The organism is Bacillus sp. I-2 (assembly GCF_001974945.1).
Taxonomy (GTDB): Bacteria; Bacillota; Bacilli; order Bacillales; family Bacillaceae; genus Bacillus; species Bacillus safensis.
The window spans coordinates 171,699-191,142 of record NZ_LZRW01000042.1; the positions used below are offsets into that span (position 1 = coordinate 171,699).

Annotated in this window: 18 protein-coding genes; 3 read left to right on the forward strand and 15 right to left on the reverse strand. The window is 44.5% G+C overall.

Annotated elements, in window-relative coordinates; all coding sequences use genetic code 11:
• Positions 1–47: 47 nt before the first annotated feature.
• The 15 genes from cydC to BAE31_RS12170 all read right to left on the reverse strand — a co-directional run bounded on the left by cydC (position 48) and on the right by BAE31_RS12170 (position 16,525).
• A complete protein-coding gene (cydC, locus tag BAE31_RS12100) occupies positions 48–1,781 on the reverse strand; it encodes a thiol reductant ABC exporter subunit CydC (protein WP_076840522.1) in 1,734 nt (577 codons plus the stop codon).
• Positions 1,771–3,507 (reverse strand): thiol reductant ABC exporter subunit CydD, encoded by a 1,737-nt coding sequence (gene cydD / locus BAE31_RS12105; RefSeq protein ID WP_076840523.1) that lies wholly within the window; start codon positions 3,505–3,507, stop codon positions 1,771–1,773. Before cydD ends, cydC begins: the two co-directional genes overlap by 11 nt.
• The gene (gene cydB, locus BAE31_RS12110) at positions 3,507–4,523 is read right to left on the reverse strand and encodes a cytochrome d ubiquinol oxidase subunit II (protein WP_076840524.1); all 1,017 of its coding nucleotides are present in this window, start codon (positions 4,521–4,523) and stop codon (positions 3,507–3,509) included. Before cydB ends, cydD begins: the two co-directional genes overlap by 1 nt.
• Positions 4,510–5,925, reverse strand: coding sequence for a cytochrome ubiquinol oxidase subunit I (locus BAE31_RS12115; RefSeq protein ID WP_076840525.1), 1,416 nt, complete (start codon positions 5,923–5,925; stop codon positions 4,510–4,512). Before BAE31_RS12115 ends, cydB begins: the two co-directional genes overlap by 14 nt.
• A gap of 324 nt (positions 5,926–6,249) precedes the next feature.
• Positions 6,250–7,365 carry a heme oxygenase gene (gene isdG, locus BAE31_RS20045; RefSeq protein ID WP_283936073.1) on the reverse strand — a complete coding sequence of 372 codons (1,116 nt, stop codon included), beginning with the start codon at positions 7,363–7,365 and terminating at the stop codon, positions 6,250–6,252.
• Between the two features lie 7 nt (positions 7,366–7,372).
• On the reverse strand, positions 7,373–8,386 hold the full coding sequence (locus BAE31_RS12125) for a FecCD family ABC transporter permease (protein ID WP_076840527.1): 1,014 nt from the start codon (positions 8,384–8,386) through the stop codon (positions 7,373–7,375).
• Entirely contained in the window at positions 8,383–9,321 is a 939-nt protein-coding gene (locus BAE31_RS12130) for an ABC transporter substrate-binding protein (RefSeq protein ID WP_076840528.1), read from the reverse strand. Before BAE31_RS12130 ends, BAE31_RS12125 begins: the two co-directional genes overlap by 4 nt.
• Before the next feature lie 18 nt (positions 9,322–9,339).
• Positions 9,340–10,092, reverse strand: coding sequence for a class B sortase (srtB, locus tag BAE31_RS12135; protein WP_041108373.1), 753 nt, complete (start codon positions 10,090–10,092; stop codon positions 9,340–9,342).
• Between the two features lie 26 nt (positions 10,093–10,118).
• Complete coding sequence (locus BAE31_RS12140; protein ID WP_076840529.1) at positions 10,119–10,889, reverse strand: ABC transporter ATP-binding protein; 771 nt, start codon at positions 10,887–10,889, stop codon at positions 10,119–10,121.
• Positions 10,876–11,862, reverse strand: a complete 987-nt coding sequence (locus BAE31_RS12145; RefSeq protein ID WP_024427509.1) for a FecCD family ABC transporter permease — start codon at positions 11,860–11,862, stop codon at positions 10,876–10,878. The genes BAE31_RS12140 and BAE31_RS12145 overlap by 14 nt, the downstream gene beginning before the upstream one ends.
• A 33-nt stretch (positions 11,863–11,895) precedes the next feature.
• Complete coding sequence (gene isdE / locus BAE31_RS12150; RefSeq protein WP_056765396.1) at positions 11,896–12,783, reverse strand: heme ABC transporter substrate-binding protein IsdE; 888 nt, start codon at positions 12,781–12,783, stop codon at positions 11,896–11,898.
• A 76-nt stretch (positions 12,784–12,859) separates the two neighbouring features.
• Positions 12,860–14,671: an NEAT domain-containing protein gene (locus BAE31_RS12155; protein ID WP_076840530.1), complete on the reverse strand. Its 1,812-nt coding sequence runs from the start codon at positions 14,669–14,671 to the stop codon at positions 12,860–12,862.
• A 19-nt stretch (positions 14,672–14,690) separates the two neighbouring features.
• The gene (gene isdC / locus BAE31_RS12160) at positions 14,691–15,344 is read right to left on the reverse strand and encodes a heme uptake protein IsdC (RefSeq protein WP_076840633.1); all 654 of its coding nucleotides are present in this window, start codon (positions 15,342–15,344) and stop codon (positions 14,691–14,693) included.
• Between the two features lie 20 nt (positions 15,345–15,364).
• Positions 15,365–15,823 carry an NEAT domain-containing protein gene (locus tag BAE31_RS12165; RefSeq protein WP_076840531.1) on the reverse strand — a complete coding sequence of 153 codons (459 nt, stop codon included), beginning with the start codon at positions 15,821–15,823 and terminating at the stop codon, positions 15,365–15,367.
• Between the two features lie 369 nt (positions 15,824–16,192).
• Entirely contained in the window at positions 16,193–16,525 is a 333-nt protein-coding gene (locus BAE31_RS12170; protein WP_076840532.1) for a winged helix-turn-helix transcriptional regulator, read from the reverse strand.
• Between the two features lie 177 nt (positions 16,526–16,702).
• On the opposite strand from BAE31_RS12170, the gene BAE31_RS12175 reads away from it, so the two are divergent.
• The 3 genes from BAE31_RS12175 to ribD are packed head-to-tail and all read left to right on the forward strand — an operon-like array spanning position 16,703 to position 19,413.
• Positions 16,703–17,557, forward strand: a complete 855-nt coding sequence (locus BAE31_RS12175) for a VOC family protein (RefSeq protein ID WP_076840533.1) — start codon at positions 16,703–16,705, stop codon at positions 17,555–17,557.
• Positions 17,558–17,573: 16 nt separating this feature from the next.
• Entirely contained in the window at positions 17,574–18,335 is a 762-nt protein-coding gene (locus BAE31_RS12180) for a GTP cyclohydrolase II (protein ID WP_076840534.1), read from the forward strand.
• Entirely contained in the window at positions 18,322–19,413 is a 1,092-nt protein-coding gene (gene ribD, locus BAE31_RS12185) for a bifunctional diaminohydroxyphosphoribosylaminopyrimidine deaminase/5-amino-6-(5-phosphoribosylamino)uracil reductase RibD (RefSeq protein ID WP_076840535.1), read from the forward strand. The genes BAE31_RS12180 and ribD overlap by 14 nt, the downstream gene beginning before the upstream one ends.
• Positions 19,414–19,444 lie beyond the last annotated feature (31 nt).

Consider the following 19,444-nt stretch of genomic DNA (forward strand, 5'->3'; position numbering starts at 1 on the left):
AACGTTCGGGCAGAAGATTTCCTGTCCGAACGTTCTTGTCATTTCATTTATATTGTAGAAAAAGGACGATCCATTTCATACAGCTTTTGATAACGCTTGTTTTCTTTTAGTAAATCCTGATGCTGACCCTGCATCTCAATGCGTCCGTCTTCAATAAACATGATGCGGTCACACGCCTCACAGCCAGTCAGATGATGGGTTATCCAAATAACTGTTTTCCCTTTTAACACACGGAAGATGGTTTCAAGCAATTCACGCTCTGTCCGTGGATCAAGCCCGACGGTCGGTTCATCTAATACAACAACCGGCGTGTCCTGCAGCAAAATCCGAGCTAATGCCATACGCTGTCTTTCTCCACCTGAAAATCGAACCCCTGTCTCCTGAACACCTGTGTGATACCCTTCTGGCAAAGACTCGATGTCATCATGCAGCTGCACTTGTCTAGCTGCTTCTTTTACCTGCTCTTCTGTCGCCTCTGGAGATCCTAAACGAATATTGTTTAAAACAGACGTATCAAATAAATAAGGCTGTTGATTGAGCACAGACACATAGGCAGACACCTTTTCTTGAATGCTTTGAAGCGGTTTTCCTTGAATGCTGACAGCTCCTTGATTTGGAACGACTGCTCCTTCTAACAATTTTAAAATGGTCGATTTGCCTGCACCGCTTTTTCCTAAGAGGGCGAGTGATTCCCCTTGCTTCAGAGAAAAGGACAGGTCTTGAAGTACATATTGATGCGTGTCATACCGAAAGGACACTTGATCGAAACAGACAGCTTCATCGTGAGAAAGGGTTGACCAATCCACTGCCTCGCTCTCAGTTTCTCCTTCATATGACTGCTTTTCATAATGATGTAATCTGCTGACAGCATGCTGGTAGACGGGAATATCACCTGCCGCATCTGACAGTGGAAGAAAAGCTTCTGTTAATGGAAACAGCACAAGTACAAAGGCTGCAATCAGTGTGTGTGACATGGATCCTGACTGAACGACGGAGCCGCTCCAATACACGACAAGCACGATAGCTCCTCCAATCAAGAGCTGTGCAAAAAATTGACGCACGCGGATAAATCGATGTTTGGCTGATTCAAGCGCTAACAGCTGCGCTTCTTTTTGTTCATAACCATCAACAAAATCTTTTTGCCTGCCGCTGAACAGCCAGTCACTAACGCCCATGACTGCATCTGTTAAATGGCTGTACAGCTCATTTCTGCCTTTTTTCATTTGAATTTGTCTTGCCCGGTTCACAAGCACTGTGACATATGGGAAAACAAATACGAGAAGTGCCATATAAAGCAGCATTAGTCCAGCAAAAGGCCATGAGAAAAGGCCAAGTGCTCCAATGGATGCGGCATATAAAAGCAGCGCACCGATAGATGGAAAGATGGTTTTTAAATAAGCGTCCTGCAGTCTCTCCACATCATCTGACAAGAGACCAAGCATTTCACCTGTCCCCAGCTTTGTTTGTTTGGCACTACGTTCAGCCATGTCATACAGGCGTACACGCATTTTTTCAATCATTGTCAAAATGAGCTGATGGCTCGCCAGCCTTTCTGCATAACGGGCAGCAGAGCGCGAAATACCAAAGGTACGTACAGCCACGATTGGGACGTAAACCATTAATATATTTTCAGGTCTTGTCGCAGCTTTTGAAATGAGAAATCCCGACGTATACATCAGCATAGAAGCAGAGAATACCGCAATGGCTCCTAAAAATAAAACCAAGGCAAACAGCTTTTGATTCTCCTTGATATAAGGTATAAACCAGCCTTTACTGACCATGTGTGACCGCCCCCATTTGCTCCTGTACCAATTGATAATACACGCCTTTTCTTTGCATTAATGATTCATGTGTCCCCATTTCTGCGACGGTCCCTTGATCCATGACAATGATTTCATCCATGTCCGGCATCCAATGGAGTCTGTGTGTCGCTAAGAACACAAGTTTATGTTCAAACAGTGGAAGCATTGCTTTCTTCAATTCATACTCTGTTTCAATATCGAGATGCGCTGTTGGTTCATCTAACAGCATAATGGACCTCTGACCCAGTACAGTTCGAGCAAGCGCAATTCTTTGCGCCTGTCCGCCGCTTAGCTCTCTTCCCTGTTCTCCAATGACTTCATCCAAGCCATTTGGCAGCTGCGTAACCAGCTGAGATAAGCCAGCCTCATGCACAGCTCTTTCCACTTCTTCGTCTGTTGCATTCGGTTCATAAAAACGAATGTTTTCTCTTAATGTCATGTGAAATATATAGGGATGCTGCGGCATATAGACAACTTCCTTTTGCCATTCCTTCATCTGTAAATGAACAAGCGGCTGGCCGTTTAGTGTGATTTGACCCGAAGACGGTTCAACAAAGCCGCCGAGAACATCGGTTAACGTCGATTTCCCTGAACCACTGGCACCAATGATGCCGATTTTTTTCTTCCCTTTGACAGTGAGATCTACATCCCGAATGGAATAAGGGGCATGTTCATCATGCTGAACACAAACATCCTGCAGGGTGAGCACGGATTGTTCATCCCACTTATTCAGCTGCACAGATTGTGTCTCCTGCGCGCGGAAGCCTTTTTCTTCTAAAATGACCTGCATGGCTTCATTCGCTTCTTTTCCATTTAACGTTGCATGATAATCATTTCCCACTTCACGTACTGGCAGGAAATACTCCGGCGCCAGCATCAGCGCCGTCAAAGCCGGCAATAACAGAAGCTCTCCTTCAATTAATCGCAAGCCAAGAAAAACAGCGACAGTTGCAATCGATAGCATGGAAAAGAAATCGAGGGCAAACGATGACAGAAAGGCGACCTTCAGTGTGCTCATCGTCGCTTTTCGATATCGCTTTGACACTTCCGCAATATTACGGGAGTGTTTTTTGCTGATCCCTAAGTAACGCAGCGTCTCAAGCCCGCGGAGAGAGTCAGTAAAATGATTGGATAATTTCTCATACGATCTCCATTGTTTGACCGCTTTACGCTGAGCAACAAGGCCTAACAAAATCATAAAAATAATTAAAATTGGCAGTGTCACAATTAAAATGACGGCCGATGTTTCATCTAATGTCCACACATAGATAAGGACCATTGCCGGAATGACTGCCATGTTCACCATTTTCGGCAAAAACAGCTGTAAATACTGACGGTATTGAGCAATTCCTTCCATTGCTAATGTGACAAGCTTTCCTGTCCCTTTTTTCTTTGCAAAGGCAGGCCCTAATCGAAAGAGTTGGTCTAGCAGCTGCTTTCTGACGTCTGCTCCAATTCGGGAAGAGTAGGTAAACATGACCTTCTCCCGAATCAAGGTGAGACCGTGCCGCACAAGAAAGGCAGCAAGAAACAGCATGACATAAGGCGTTGCCTGCGAGAGGCTTTTCCCGTCAAACAGCGTTGTAATGGCATGTGCCAGCCACTGTGCTTGAAAAATAATACTTGCTCCTTGGATGAGTGACACAATACCTAAGAGGGCAAGAAGCCCTCTCATTCCTTTTAATTGAAGCAAACGTTTGTCCATTAGTAGGTCATTGGCTCCTTACCGCTTACACGTTTACGGAAGACGTAATAGCTCCAAATTTGATACCCAAGCACAAAGGGCAGCAAAGAAATGGCAACAATCGTCATGACCGTCAGTGAATAAGATCCAGATGCAGCGTTTTGAATCGTGAGATCAAACGCATGGTCGATCGAACTAATCATGACGCGCGGGAACAATGCAGTGAACAGCATGGCTACCGTCACCATGATGCCTGCGCCTGTAAATAAGAATGTCCAGCCATCACGTTCTTTTCTCATCAAGATAAGGGCAGCTACATAACAAACGACAATCAGCACAGTTAACGGAATGGTGACGATCGGTCGTACAGTATAAATATCTGTTTCAATGATGGACACACCGACAAAGATAACAAGAACAGGGAGTGCAATGAGCAGGACACGCTGACCTAGTTTTCTTGCACGATCTCTTAAGTCACCCTCTGTACGAAGTGTGACGAAAATCAAGCCATGCAGAAGACAAAGAACCGTCACAGCTAACCCGCCGATCACTGAATAAAGATTCACAAAATCCGTGAAACCAGCGTACATGTTCATGTCTTGATCAATTGGCATCCCGCGTAAAATACTCGTGAATAACACACCTAGTAAAAATGGCGGAAGCAGACTGCCAAAGAAGATGACCCAGTCCCATGCCTTGATCCAAGAGGCTTTCTCAACCTTCCCTCGGAATTCAAAGGCGACCCCGCGCCCAATGAGCGCTAAGAGGAGAACCGCAAACGGTATATAGTATCCACTGAACATTGTGGCATACCAGTGCGGGAAAGCAGCGAAAATTGCGCCCCCAGCTGTAATCAGCCAGACCTCATTCGCATCCCAGAAAGGACCAATCGTATTGATTAAAATGCGGCGCTCGTGCGCATCCTTTCCAAGCAGCTGCATGGACATCCCGACACCAAAATCAAATCCTTCTAAGAAGAAAAATCCAACAAACAATACTGCGACAAGAATAAACCAAATCTCGTTAAGATATGCCATGATATGCCCCTCCATCAAATGGATCCGTAGACAGGTCCGTTTCATCCTTTTGATCTGTATCTTCTTCAGAATGTGCACCTTTTTTAATTTCTCGAATGAATAAGTAGGCAAGCAAAATGGCAAGAATCAAATACATCGCCGTAAAGCTAATGACTGAGAATAACAGCATGCCATACGATACGTTCGGTGAAATCGATTGAGCCGTCGTCATCATACCAAAGACGGTCCACGGCTGACGCCCAATTTCAGTCATGATCCAGCCGGCTGAATTCGCAATAAACGGGAACGCAATCATCCCTACCATGAAGCGTAAAAACCATTTGTTTGTTTCGAGTTTCTTTCTAAAGCTCAAGTACAAACCAATCATACTAGCAAAAATCATCAGCATGCCGGCACCGACCATGATTCTAAAGCTCCAGAATGTTGTTTTCACTGGCGGAATATAGTCCCCGGGACCAAACTTGGCTTCATATTCTTTTTGAAGTGTCAGCATACCTGGAACATCTCCACTGAACTTCTGATATGCCAAATAACTTAAGGCAAACGGAATATTGATCTCCGCAGAGTTTTCTTTTTTATCTGTGTCAATGTTGGCGAATAGTGTCCAAGCCGCTGGATCTCCACTATCCTTCCAAAGGGCTTCACTTGCTGCCATCTTCATTGGCTGTGATTTCATTAAGTGCTTCGCTTGATCATGTCCAGAGAACGCCACACCTAAACCAGAAATTAAAGCGAGGACCATCGCAATCTGGAATGATTTTTTGAAAAAGGCGATTTCTTGTTTTTTGATCATTTTATAGGCACTAACTCCTGCAATAAAGAAAGCTCCTGTTGCCAGTGCACCAAATAGAACGTGCGGGAACTCAACCCAAAGCTGCGGGTTCGTCACAAGAGCGCCAAAATCATTCATTTCTGCACGGCCATTTTTAATGGCAAATCCAACTGGCTCCTGCATAAATGAGTTAGCGAGTAAAATCCAAAATGCCGAAAAGATCGTACCAAGGGAAACAAGCCAAATGCACAATAAATGAATCTTCTTCGGCAGACGATCCCAGCCGAATATCCAAAGTCCAATAAATGTAGATTCAAGGAAAAAGGCCAAAAGTGCTTCAATGGCAAGCGGTGCACCAAAGACATCACCGACAAACCTTGAATAATCTGACCAGTTCATCCCAAACTGGAATTCCTGCAGAATCCCTGTTACCACACCTACTGCAAAGTTAAGTAAGAACAGGTGACCCCAAAACTTCGCCATCTTTTTATAGATGTCTTTTTTCTTGACGACATAAAGGGTCTGCATCAATGCGACGATAAACACCAAACCTATTGACATAGGAACAAAAATAAAATGAAATAATGTCGTTGAAGCAAATTGAAATCTTGCTAAAAACAGCTCACTCACAGCCTTACATCCTCCCTTACTTTCACATGCCGAACGATTCATGCTCACCACTTCACAAAATATTCACTATTTGTTCAATGTTTCACAAATAAAAGTCCATTTGAAATGGTTCACTCGGTGAAATTTTACTCTTGATTTTCATTCGGTTAGTTATTTATACCTGTACTTTACACCCATACGCTTCAAAAATAAAGTAAATTTTACCTAAAAATTGGGTGGTATTGTGTCAGTTGTTTGAATACTTTGTCAAGAATATGTGACGGAAAATAAACAACCGCAAAAAAAAATAGCGCTGCACGCGGGCCGCAGCGCTGTGTTTCTATTTTAAGCTTTTTTCTGTAAAGCAGGTCTTGTGACTTGGACTTCATAGTACGTAATTTTGTTTTTTAATAAGCCTTCAGGTTTCGCTTTTCCATGAGCGTGTGCATCACCAAATGCCTGAGATTTTGTCCAGTTCACAAAGTCTTCTTTTCGATTCCAGCGGGTATGAATGGTCACTTCATCGTAATCGGTTGTCTGCTGTGTGACCCAGACTTCCATGCCTAAAAATCCTTCCATGAATTCTACTTGTCCCTGCTTGTTAAAACGCTTGACAAGGTGGTCTGCACTGCCTTTTTCTACTCTAACCTGGTTGTTTACAATGATCATGTTTGGTTCATCTCCCTTTTGTTGTTGGATCGAAGCGATTGGGATAATGAGCGGATGCTCTCCATCTAGGTGAACCTCTGCCTGAATCCCAAACACCTCTTTGAAAAAGTTTTCTGTTAATACTTCCTTTGGTGTTCCTATTTGGTAAACCTGACCACGCTTCATCGCAATCAGGCGGTCACAATATTTTGCTGCCTGCTGCAGGTCATGAAGAACCATTAAAATGGTGATCCCATGTGTTTCATTCAGCTGTTTGAGCAGCTCCAGTAAATCAAGCTGGTGCGCAATATCTAAGTAAGTGGTAGGCTCATCCAGAATAATCGTCTCTGTTTTCTGAGCCAGTGCCATGGCAATATACGCCTTTTGCCTTTCTCCGCCTGACAATGTATGCAGCATCCTGTTTTCATTCACGCGGCTATTTGTCACTTCAAGCGCCCACTCTATCGCTTCCTGATCTATCTTCGAGCTCTTTTTCCAGATCGAACGATGCGGACTGCGTCCAAGGGCAACCAGCTCACGTACTGTCATCGATGGGATGGCTGTTCTCGTCTGCATCAAAACGGCGATTTCCTGTGCAATTTCCTGTGCTGTCATTTCTTTTTGCGGGATATCGTGAATATAAATCATGCCGCTTTCAATCGACGTAAGACGTGCGGCCGCTTTAATAAACGTCGACTTCCCTGACCCATTTGGTCCAATAATGCCTGTTACACTTCCTTTAGGCACAGCTGCTGAAATAGACGACAGCCGAAAACCTCCTTGACTGAGACTCACGTCATCCATCGCAATCACATCCAACTTAACCCCTCCCTTTCTTTTTTAATAAATAGAGGAAGAAAGGTGCACCGATACAGGCCAGCAGAATACCAACAGGCAGTTCAACCGGTGTAAACCATACCCGTGCTGCTGTATCAGCAAAGACCACAAGTACACCGCCGCCAAGCATTGAGATCGGCAGCAGGTACCGGTAGTCATCTCCAATTAAAAGGCGGATAAAATGAGGAACGACAAGACCGACAAATCCAATTAAACCGCTCACGCTTACAGCTGCACCCGCCAAAAGCGCTGCCAGTGCAATTAAGAAAAATCGGGTTCGCTCGACTCTAAGGCCGAGCAGCTGCGCTGACTCATCACCAAGCAAAAGAAGATTTGCCGGCTTGATCGCAAAAAAACAAAGACACAATCCAGCAATCGCATAAGGTGACACAAAGCTCAGATGATGCCAGCTCCGTCCATTTAATCCTCCTGATAAAAAAGGCAGAACGGCCTGCACACGCTCACTATAAAGCACCATAAATCCATTCATGACTGCACCAAGCAGGGCATTGACTGCCACACCCGCCAGAATCAATTTCAGTGGTGAAACCCCTTGATCGAACGACAAAATATACACAACAAGTGCCGCTAATAAAGCGCCAAGGAAGGCAGCCGCTGGAAGCAGATATGTGAATTGCGGAAACACAATCATGCTGAGTACAGCGGCTAACCCGCCGCCGGCGGTCACACCGATGATCCCGGGGTCAGCGAGTGGATTTCGGACGACTCCTTGTAAAATGGCTCCTGATGCTGCGAGACAGGCCCCGACGATGAAACCTATGAGAACGCGCGGCAGGCGTAAATCCATAACGATTTTTTCATGGACTGGCTGGCCTGATCCCGTCAAAGCAGCGATTAAATCTGGCAGCGATAATTGAACGGAACCTAATGCAAGCCCTAAACAGATGCCCACACCTAGCGAAAGAAGCAGTCCTGGTATCAGCCATCTTCGTCTCGACTGTCTTTTTTGAAAATCTAACTCTGCATTCACCTTCATGATGACAATCGCTTCAATCTCTTCTCTAGTTCATCAATCGCCTTTATGACGTCTGCGCCTGGATTCGTCCCGAATAAATCACTAGGCAGAATCTCCACGCGGCCATTCTTGACAGCAGATACATCGTGCCATGCTGCATTCTGTTTCATTTCACTCATAAAGCCTGCTTTCACATCTTCAGGATTGCTGTGTGTCATGAGCAGAATGAGATCAGGATCGGCTTCGATCACCTTTTCTGCATTGATTTGAGCGTATTGAGGAAATTTTTCGAGTGCCGGTTCATTCTCAGCAATGTTTGCACCCCCAGCGATGTGCAGCAAATCTCCGCTTAAGGATTGCGGAAGTGCCGCCATATATGTGCCGGGTGCACCGTACACAACGAGTGTTTTCACTTTTTTCTTGGGCTGCTTGACCTGCTTTTTCCGCTCATCAATTTGATCATTGAGTGCTTTAGCCTTTTGCTGCTTTCCGAGCAAATCCCCAAATAACGAGATTTGACGCTGGATATCTCTCACTGAATTGGCACTTGTCAATAGAAGCTGTGATCCAATTCCTTCTATTGTAGAGATGTCCTTGCTGTTTAATTGTCCATTTCCAAGCACCACATCAGGCTTTAAGCTTGTGATCAGCTCTACATCAAATTGATGCGTTGTGCCAATCGTTTGTACGGACTTTGCCTTTTGTAAGCTGTCTGGTAACTCGGCAGTTGGCCGGCCGACCGCCTCACCGCCTAAAGCATACAGAATACTCATGTCCCCGGTCGACAAGGCGACGATACGCTGAGGGGATTCATCAAACGACAGCGTTCTTCCGGTAAAATCCTTTATCTTCAGCGCTCCTTGCCCGCTTCCTTTCTCTACAGGTGCTGCCTGACTGCATCCCCCGAGGAGAAGCATCAAGACGAGTCCCGCTAAGATCACATGTGAAAATTTCAACCGTCTGTCTCTCCTTTTCTAGTAAACTTTCTTTAGCTTTGCCTGTACCACGAGACGCCCGCTTTTAGGTGCAAGCACATGATCACAGGTCGATAAGGTGAGGATGAGGTCATCTGTGGACACGTCTGTCTTCGTTTGATAGATTGATTTCTTCCGCACAGCTTGCAAGTAGTGCGCATATTCGCCAAGATCTTGAAAATCGGTTTGAATATAGTCGAAGTCAACCGTCGTTTCATACACAGCAAAAATCTCCGCTTCATAGCTTTGATACAGCGTATCGTACTGAAATGTCCGGTGCTCTTGGAAGAAATCTTTTTTTAGATAGTTTGTGAGTCCAGCAAACATGGATCCATCCCTCATCCGATGGCCGTACACCACTGTATTGGGGCTTTCATGCAGGACGTCATTACGATAATCCATAAAGATACTGCCTGCCCGGGTGTCGTTTTTTAAATAATTGCGAGTTAAGTAGAACGCATTATCGTGAGATTGAACAATCGGATACTGAATCATCGTGTCTTTCATATTGATCCAGCCGACAATGTCCTCATTAACCCTCCGCAGCTCATCAAATGACGAACGGATCTTTCCCGGCCCCCGTTTTTCAGTCATTTCTTCTTCATGTCCATACATCGTCTGAGCCTTTGCAAGCACCTGGCGATTTTGATAATAACCGAAAAGTTCGAAGCCGATGGCTGTCCCGCTATAAATAAATACACCTAAACAAACGATCGTCAGCATCCGCTGCCAAAGCCGTTTTCCTCGTTTCACACTGTCTCACCTGCTTTTTGCCCAGCTTATATACCAACAGGCACGATGTACATCCCTGTTTCTGCATCCTGTCTAATCGTGACGGACACATCATAAATGTGCCGCACGTTTTCCTCTGTTAACACATCGTTTGGCTGTCCTTCACTGATAATCTGTCCATCCTTCATCGCTATGATGATATCGCTGTAGCGGACAGCCTGATTCATGTCGTGCAGCACCATGACAATCGTTAATCCATGCACGGCATTCAGTTCACGGATCAGCTCAAGAATGTCAAATTGATAGTAAATATCCAAATAAGTTGTCGGTTCATCTAAGAAAAGGATCGGTGTTTTTTGCGCAAGTGCCATCGCAATCCATACACGCTGCCGCTCTCCACCTGACAGTGAGGCGAGCGGCACCTTTCGTTTGTCCGTTAGCTTTGTACTGGACAGCGCCCACTCTATCGCTCTCTCATCCTCTTCCTTGTCTCCTCCGCGCATCGTCTGGTACGGCGTTCTGCCGAATGCCACGAGCCGTTCGATCGTTAAATCAAGCGGCGCTTCATTTTGCTGATGGACGACAGCGAGCTTTTTTGCCAGCTCCTTTGGCTTGAACGTATTCAGCGTTTGCCCGTCTAAGTGAATTTGCCCTTTATTTGGACAATGATTATTCGCCATTAAGGAAAGCAGTGTGGATTTTCCCGAGCCATTTGGACCGATAATGGTTGTGATTTTTCCCTTTTCAATCTTTGTTGTGACTGATTGAACGATGTCCTTCTGCTGGTCATATGAGAATGACACCTCACGAATGTCCATGGAGACGGTCCCCCCTTCTTAATAAAAAGATCAGAAACGGCCCGCCAATCACGGCCATGATCGTAGAAGCAGGAATCTCATTTGGCGCCACAAGCGTCCTGCCAAGCGTATCAGCCGTCAAAATAAGCAAAGCCCCGCTTAACGCAGAAAATGGAATCAGTACCCGGTGATCCGAGCCGACAAGCCTTCTTGAAATGTGCGGAATGAGCAAGCCGACAAAGGCTATCACGCCCGCTACTGCAGCTGTCACCGCCGCAAGTAAAACGGCTGTGATGGAAATCAAAAGGCGCATTCTGGTCACACGCAATCCTAAATTTTTCGCTGTCTTGTCCTGAAGAGCCAGGAGGTTGCACCATCTGCTGAAGAAGAGTGCAACGACAAGGCCGGCGACACCATAGACACCGATTAAACGGACATCTCCCCACGTTTTCATCGTGAGATTCGACTGTCCCGACTGATTAATCGTGATATTGAAATAGCTGCAAATGGTCACAAATGCTTCAGCCATCCCAGTAAACATGGCATTGATGGCGATCCCAACCAAGATCATGCGGATCGGGCTTAAACCACCCTTCCAAGACAGAACGTACACGAGGAAACACGCAATAGCTCCGCCTAATACCGAAAATAAAGGAGAGTAGAAATAAAATTGAGGAAGCGCTGTAATCGCCATTAATGAAAAGAAGCTGGCTCCTGATGAAATGCCAATGACGCCGGCATCAGCTAACGGATTCCTCATGACCGACTGCAGCAGTACACCGGAGACAGATAAGGCGGCCCCTGTAAACATCGCGATAAGCATGCGGGGAATTCTCAAATCTTTAATGATTTCTACCTGTGCATGTTGACCGGTGATGAGCCCTTCTAATAATTCAATTGGGGTGACATGAATGCTCCCAGTAATGGCTGAATAAATAAACACGCAGACCAGTAAGAGACTGACTATCAGAAATAAAATCCCTGTTTTTTTCATCTTGAACGTCCTTTTATCATTAAGATTCGCCGCTTATGACGGATACAACATACGAGTCAATTCATCTAATGCTTCTGCTGCCTTTAAATTGCCTGTTGTCCCGAATAAGCTTTCTTCGAGGTCATACACCCGGTCTTGTTTGACCGCATTGAAATGTTTCCAGATGTCATTTGTTTTGAATTCTTGATCAAACATTTGGACGACTTCGTCTGGCATCCCATGTGCGGCCCGGAGAATGATATCTGGATTGGCTTTTTGTAAATATTCCGTATTGGATGCCAAATACTCCATTTTCTCGCCTTTGACAATATTCTTTCCTCCTGCGATACGCACAAGATCACCAATATATGAATTCTCTGTCGCCACCAAATAACTGCCTGGCACACCAAGTAAAATCAGAACGGACGGCTTGCGTTTTCCTTTCGTCCTCTCTTGAATGTCTTTCTTTTTTTGCTCAAACTCAGACACAATGCGTTCAGCCTGCTTCTTTCTGTCATACTGATCTCCAAGCTTCGTGATGGCCTTCTCCATGTTAGCCATGCTCTCGAGATTTAGGTATGTGGCAGGGACACCTGCTTGCTGAAAGGGTGTCTCTAAATCATATTGAAGGGTTGTGACAGACAGGACATCTGTCGGTTGAAGTGATTGGATGATTTCCATGTCCGGGCTCATTGGGTTACCGACCTCCGGCAGTCCTTTGTAACGAGCTGGCAAGGATTTTTGACTTGTTGGCACCCCGACAAGATCCACCTCTAAAGCATCCATGATCTCCGCAGCAGCTACAGTCGTTGCTACAATGCGCTCACTTGATTCAGCGCTTTTTTTGCCTTTTGCTGAGCTTTCAGCTGACTGTGAGCAGCCCGATAAGATCACGCACACACTGAGAGCAGCAATCAAGGTACATAACATTCGATGCTTCAAAAACAGAAGCCTCCTTTCGAAAAAAGAGAGTGGATGCGCCGAGGTAAAAGGCGCATCTCACTTAAAATAAAACGAATTATCTTGTCCGTGTTTGATATTTTCTGACGAGTACGAATAACGAACCGCCGAATAAAAGAATATACACCCAAAGAAGAGAGGCATCTCCCGTTTTCGGATTCAGCTGTCCAGACTCAGATTTGGTTTGATCATCTGATGGCGTAAAGGTCATCTGCTCCGCACCCGTTTCCTCAGGTGCTGCATTCTCAAGTTGATTTGTTTGAGAATCGTGATCATTTGGATTTTTGACAAAGCCGATACTCTCATCGTCTCCAATGACCTCATGAATCCCGCTTCCCTCACCAGGAGCGATTCCTTTTGTGTCATAGACAATTTTGACATCGTACTGCTCATGGTAGTTCGCAGCTGGAATATCAATTTTTACGCGTGCAGCCTGAGCTCCACTTAAACTTTTTGCTTCATATTGAATAACGCGTGTATCTGCTTTTTCATCTGTTTTCGCAACAAGAGTCTCTTCAAACTTTCCACCTGTTCCTACTTGGAATGACGTGATGGCTGAGCTGTTCTTCACTGTATATGAAACGAAGTGGCGGCCATTTTTTACAACCAGTGTCGCAGGACTCACAACGTAATCATTCATGCGGGAAAGCTCATCCTTGTCTGCTTTCTTCATTGAGAAAGGAAGCTTGTATACACCATCTTTTAGCTGAGCCGTCTCTTGATCTGCTCCGCCGTTATTCGTCTCTGTTGTTGGTGTGTTTGGTTTTGGTGTTTCTGGTGCAGCTGGTGTTTCTTCCTCTACCACCTGCCCGTCCTTCACTGGAGCGATACTCTTTGAATCAAATTGAAAACGAATATCGTAGGTTTGGTCATAGTTAGCGGCTGCTACTACAATGTGTACTTTTCCTTTGATTTCGTTTTTCAAATCATCTACATCAAATGAAACCACTCTTGTGTTCTTTGCCTCATCCTTGCTGACTGTTTTGGCTTCTTGATAAGAACCGTTTTTCTCTGTTTTTAAAGAAATGACAGACTTATGGTCCTTCACCGTAAAGGAAATGGTTTGCTTTCCATTTTTGACAGTTAAGGATGCAGGATGTGAGAAGTAATCACTCATTCGAGATGCCTCATCCGTATCCCCTTTTAGCACACTGTAATTAATACGATATACGCCATCTTTTAATTGATTTTGGGCAGAATCATCTGGTTTTGTGCCATTGTTATTGCCTGGTGTTGTCGGTTGATCGTCTGGCTTTGTACCATTTTGATCATCTGGCTTTGTTTCGTTATCGTCTGGCTTTGTACCGTTTTGGTCATCTGGTTTTGTTTCGTTATCGTCTGGTTTTGTACCGTTTTGGTCATCTGGCTTTGTTTCATTATCGTCTGGTTTTGCAGGCGTAACGAGTGTTAGGCTGCTTTGATCAAATGCAAGCTGTACGTCATATGCTTCGTCATAAATAAAGCCGCCTAAATCCCAGTAAATTTTCACCCAGCCGTTTAATTTCGCTGATAAGTCGTCGACATCAAATTTGATCACACGTGTATTGGCTGTTTCGTCCTCACTGACCGTTTCAGTGGTAACGAGAGCACCATTTTGTTCGACCTTGAAATCTGTTATTTCTTTGCTTTGCTTCAGTGTGACATAGGCTGTTTTCTTGCCATTTTCCACAATCAGCTTAGCTGGCTTTTCTGTATAGGTATCCATCATGGACGCTTCTGTGCTGCCATTTTTTAAAATGGTGAATCCGACTGTGTATTCACCATCAACGAATGATGCCGCTTGAGCTGTTCCTTGAGGAATCTGAAACGCAGTCAACAAACTGAATAAAACGAGCAGAATGGCTGCCTTTAGATGAAAAAGACGTTTCAAATGGTGACACTTCCTTCCGTTAATGCTTGATGATCCACTTTCTTGCTAAAAACCCGCCTGAACATAAGACAAGCACAAGGAGCCACCCTGTTTGGCTTGTATCACCAGTTTGAGGATTTTCTTCTTGTTTCGTTGTGGATGAATCAGCTTTGTTCGTTGATTCTTTTGATGGCTGCTGACTTTCTGCTGCACCCGCTGATTGATTTGCACTGTTAGATGAAAGTGATTTGATGCTGCTTTCATCGAATTTCAGCTGAATGGTGTAATCATGATCATAATCAGCAGATTTCACAGTGACATGAATTTTTGACGTGATTGGTTTAGACAAGCTTTGAGCCTGGAACTGAACAAGCCTTGTATTGGCTTTTTTATTTGTTGAGAGAATGGTTGTATCGACATAGCCGCCATTTCCCGGTACTTTAAATTCCGTTACCCAGCTGCTATTTTTAATCGTCATTTGCACGGTCAGGTTCCCATTTTTCACTATCACTTTTGCTGGCTTCAGCCAGTAATCATTTGCCATTGAGACCGCATTTCCTTCAGCTTTCAGCACTGTATAATTGACGGAGTATGTACCATCCTTTAATGCGGCAGCCTGTGCGTTTGAAAAAGGCAGCATAAGTGCCAGTAAAAAAACGGCCATGAAGACTGACAGCCTCATTCTTTTTTTCATCAAGCGAATTTCCTCCCTTTCTATTGAACAGATGCCGCATCAAACTTGAGACGAATGTCGTAATTGCCTGTATATCCGATAGCCGGTACAGTCACACTCACTTTTGCTGGTACGACCTCAGTCAGGCTGTTCACATTGAATTCTACTGTTCTCTTATTCGCAGCTGCATTTGTACTGATCACCTTCGCATCTTTGTAGACACCTTGATCGAGCGTTTTAAAGCTTGTGATCCAAGAGCTATTCGTTAACGTGACTTGCGCTTTGATTTTTCCATCCTTTACGACAAGCTTGGCTGGTTTTTCGAAATACGTATTCGCTGTTGAAGTCGAATCGCTATCAGCTTTCCATACCACATATTGCGCTGAATATTGACCATCTGCTAAGCCAGCTGCTGAGGCTGAGCTAACAGGAGCTAGAGCAAATAATAGAACAAAACTAAGGAATAATAATACGGGTGATGTTGAACGAATGACTTTCATGTGATCCCTCCTAAATGATATTGATAATTATTCTCAATAGACAATAAAAAAAATAACCTTCATAAGTGCTGGAACACACTTATAGATGATTATGATAATCATTATCAATTGAGTGGAAAAAATAAATCTTTGCTTCTTAAAGTCAAAGATGTCTGCTTCTAAATGATGGATTGATAAGAGTTTTAGGCAATCTGTCCCATTCATAATACCATGGCATAACCTCCATTCCATTACAGGGAAAAGAACCCTCTTCTCCTTGATATTATATAATGCATGAAATGATTGTCAACATCATTTTTCATACTATTGTCTTATTTTTCTGGAAAATCACACAAAAAAATTTCGATCAGACACACTGATCGAAATCGATTAAGAAGGAACATGTTCCCCTATTTTGCTGTTTTTACGATCTAAAGACCAAGCATACATTTCACGAATAATCGGTTCAATTTTCTTCCCTTGCACTGTTAATTTGTATTCAATCCGCACTGGAATATCGGGGTATACCTTTTTCTCAACAAGTCCCTCAGCTTCTAAATCCTTCAGCCTTTCTGATAGTAATCTTCCGCTGATGTTCATTTCATTTTCAAGCTGACAAAAACGCTTAGGCCCTGTCAGAAGCTGATTGATGATGAGAATGACCCACTTCTTGCCTAGAATCTCCATGGCATCTGTAATTGGGCAGCCATCTACTTGAGCCATATCTTACTCCCTCCTGCTTTTTTCTCTTTTTTTCATTATAACACAATTAATTACTTGAAATAAGTCACTAACTATTATATAGTTTAGTTACTAAAAGTAACAAGGTATTCATTTTTTATAGATTTTCAAAAACATTTGAACATGCCGATGCATATATCATGAAGGAGATGACCGAGCTTGAAGACAATTGAGCAGCTAAGGTTGGGTGTGACAGAATTACATGTGTCCAGCTTTGATCGTTCTTTACCTTTTTATACAGACATTTTAGGATTTTCTATATTAGAAAAAACAGATTCCACGGTGACACTTGGCAGCAATGCAAAGGAACCGATTCTTTTGTTAAAAGAAGATGCACAGCTCAAAGAGAAGCCTGATCATGAGCCAGGACTTTATCACTTTGCTGTTTTATTACCTACCAGAAAAAACCTGGGCACATGGCTGGCACATGTGATCAAAAAAGGCTATCCTTTAATTGGAGCAAGCGATCACTTTTTCAGTGAAGCCATTTATTTAAGTGATCCTGACGGCATTGGCGTAGAAATTTATGCTGACCGTCCTCAGGACATTTGGGTAGGTGAGCATGGAGAACTGAAAGGTGGCGGAAATGCACCGCTTGATGGAGATGGTCTCCTGCAGGAAGCCGCTGATACCACATGGGAAGGACTCCCTGCCGGTACAGTCATGGGACACTTGCATTTCCATCTCAACCCAGAAGAAGCCGATTCCTTTTATGTGAACACGCTCGGTTTTCATATCCGAATGGCTCCACCAGCAAGCCTATTTATTGCCGCTGGTGTGTACCACCATCACCTTGCCTTTAATGCATGGGGACGCGGAAGAAAAGGAGCCATTGATCCACGTTTTTCAGGAATTAGAAGCTATTCACTGGTTTTCCCAGAAGAAGCAGACAGACAATCCGTCATCGAACGCCTGACAAAAGCAGGCACTCAAGTCAACACGACAGGAAGAAGCAGCGAATTTGTTGATCCATTTGGCGTTCTCGTTCGTTTACAGATTGAAGAAACAGACTAAAAAGAAGGTGCAGAATATGGACAAACACACAGAGCTTAAAACAGCCATATTAAAAGATAAAATCAAACGAGTACAGCAAGAAGACGGGTATATATATATCACTGGACCCATTAAACTGCCAGTGAATTTAGACGGCAGAACCGTCATGTTCAACTGGTATTCATGGTTAAAAGACGATGGAAAAGAGCCATTGTCGGATGAAGCTTTAATTGAAAGCCTCTCGTCCCGCCAGCTTGCTAATCATCAGCAGTCAAGCGTTCTTGTGTATGGGGATTTTGAGCACGCTGACGAAGCCCTTATCCGCATGCATTCCATTTGCCACACTGGCGATATTTTCGGAAGCAAGCGCTGCGACTGCGGATTCCAATTGAAGCAGTCTATGCGAATGATTGAGGACAATGGAGCAGGAGCCCTGTTTTACTTAGCCAATCATGAAGGCCGCGGCATTGGTCTTTTCAGTAAAGCCATGGCTTATATTCTTCAAGAAAACGGCTACGATACAGTAGAAGCGAACGAAGCACTTGGTTTTGAAGATGACACACGTCAATACGAAGAAGCCATTGCCGTTCTTCAAACACTTCGTACAAAGCCGGTCAGACTCATTACCAATAACCCGAAAAAGACAGATGCGATCAGCCATGCAGGTTTATCTCTTTCTGGACGTATTCCGCTTTGGGGAGATGTCTCTGAATTTAACGAAAAATACTTGCAGACAAAAATCAACCGCTCAGGTCACATGAAGGCGGAGCAAGAGGTGCGTACGATTGCCACATCATGAGCGATATATGAAGCTAGCCCTTGATAATGCAAGGGCAATGAAAGGTCAGACATCTCCGAACCCGCTCGTCGGGGCTGTGATTGTGCGAGAGAATGAAATTGTGGGAGTCGGTGCTCATATGAAAGCCGGTGAACCGCATGCTGAAATTCATGCACTCAACATGGCTGGAGACAAGGCAAAAGGAGCCACCATTTATGTGACCCTCGAGCCTTGTTCCCACCATGGCCGCACAGGCCCTTGTGCGGAAGCACTTGTAAAAGCCGGCGTCGAAACTGTTGTCGTGGCGGCACTTGATCCAAACCCGCTTGTCGCTGGCCGCGGGATTGCCATTTTACAAGACGCAGGCATACAAGTCATCACGGGCGTACTTGAACAGGAATCCATTCTAATGAATGAAGTATTTAATCACTTTATTACGAAAAAAACACCTTTTGTGACGCTCAAAGCGGGCATTACCTTAGATGGGAAAATCGCCTCTTCCACGTCTGACAGCAAGTGGATTACATCTGAGACATCCCGTTATGATGCTCACCATATCCGCAGTATCAATGATGCGATTTTGGTCGGTGCTCAAACCGTCATTCACGATGACCCTTCATTAACTGCGCGGATTCCAAATGGGAACAATCCGATTCGAATTGTCTTAGACTCTAAGCTGTCAACACCACTGACAGCAAAGATCGTCACCGATCAGATGGCACCTACCTGGATCTTCACAACAAAACAAGCCGATGAGGAAAAACGAGCGGCTTTAGAAGAAGCTGGCGTCCGTGTCTTTATGACAGACAGCGACACGCGGGTTCCCCTGCAGGAAGTGCTTCAAGTGCTGGGAGAAAAAAATATCTCCTCTCTCATGATTGAAGGCGGCGGCCAGATTAACGCCTCGTTCTTAGAACAGCAGCTTGTAGATAAATTGGTCATCTATATGGCGCCTAAGCTCATTGGCGGACGACTTTCCCCTTCCTTTTTCGGAGGCGAAGGCATACGCCTCATGAGTGATGCCATTGAACTGGATCAACTCTCAGTGGAACCGCTTGGAAAAGATATTAAAATGACGGGATATCCCGTTTATCAATAAAAAGCTTGTAGATCGGATCTGCAAGCTTTTT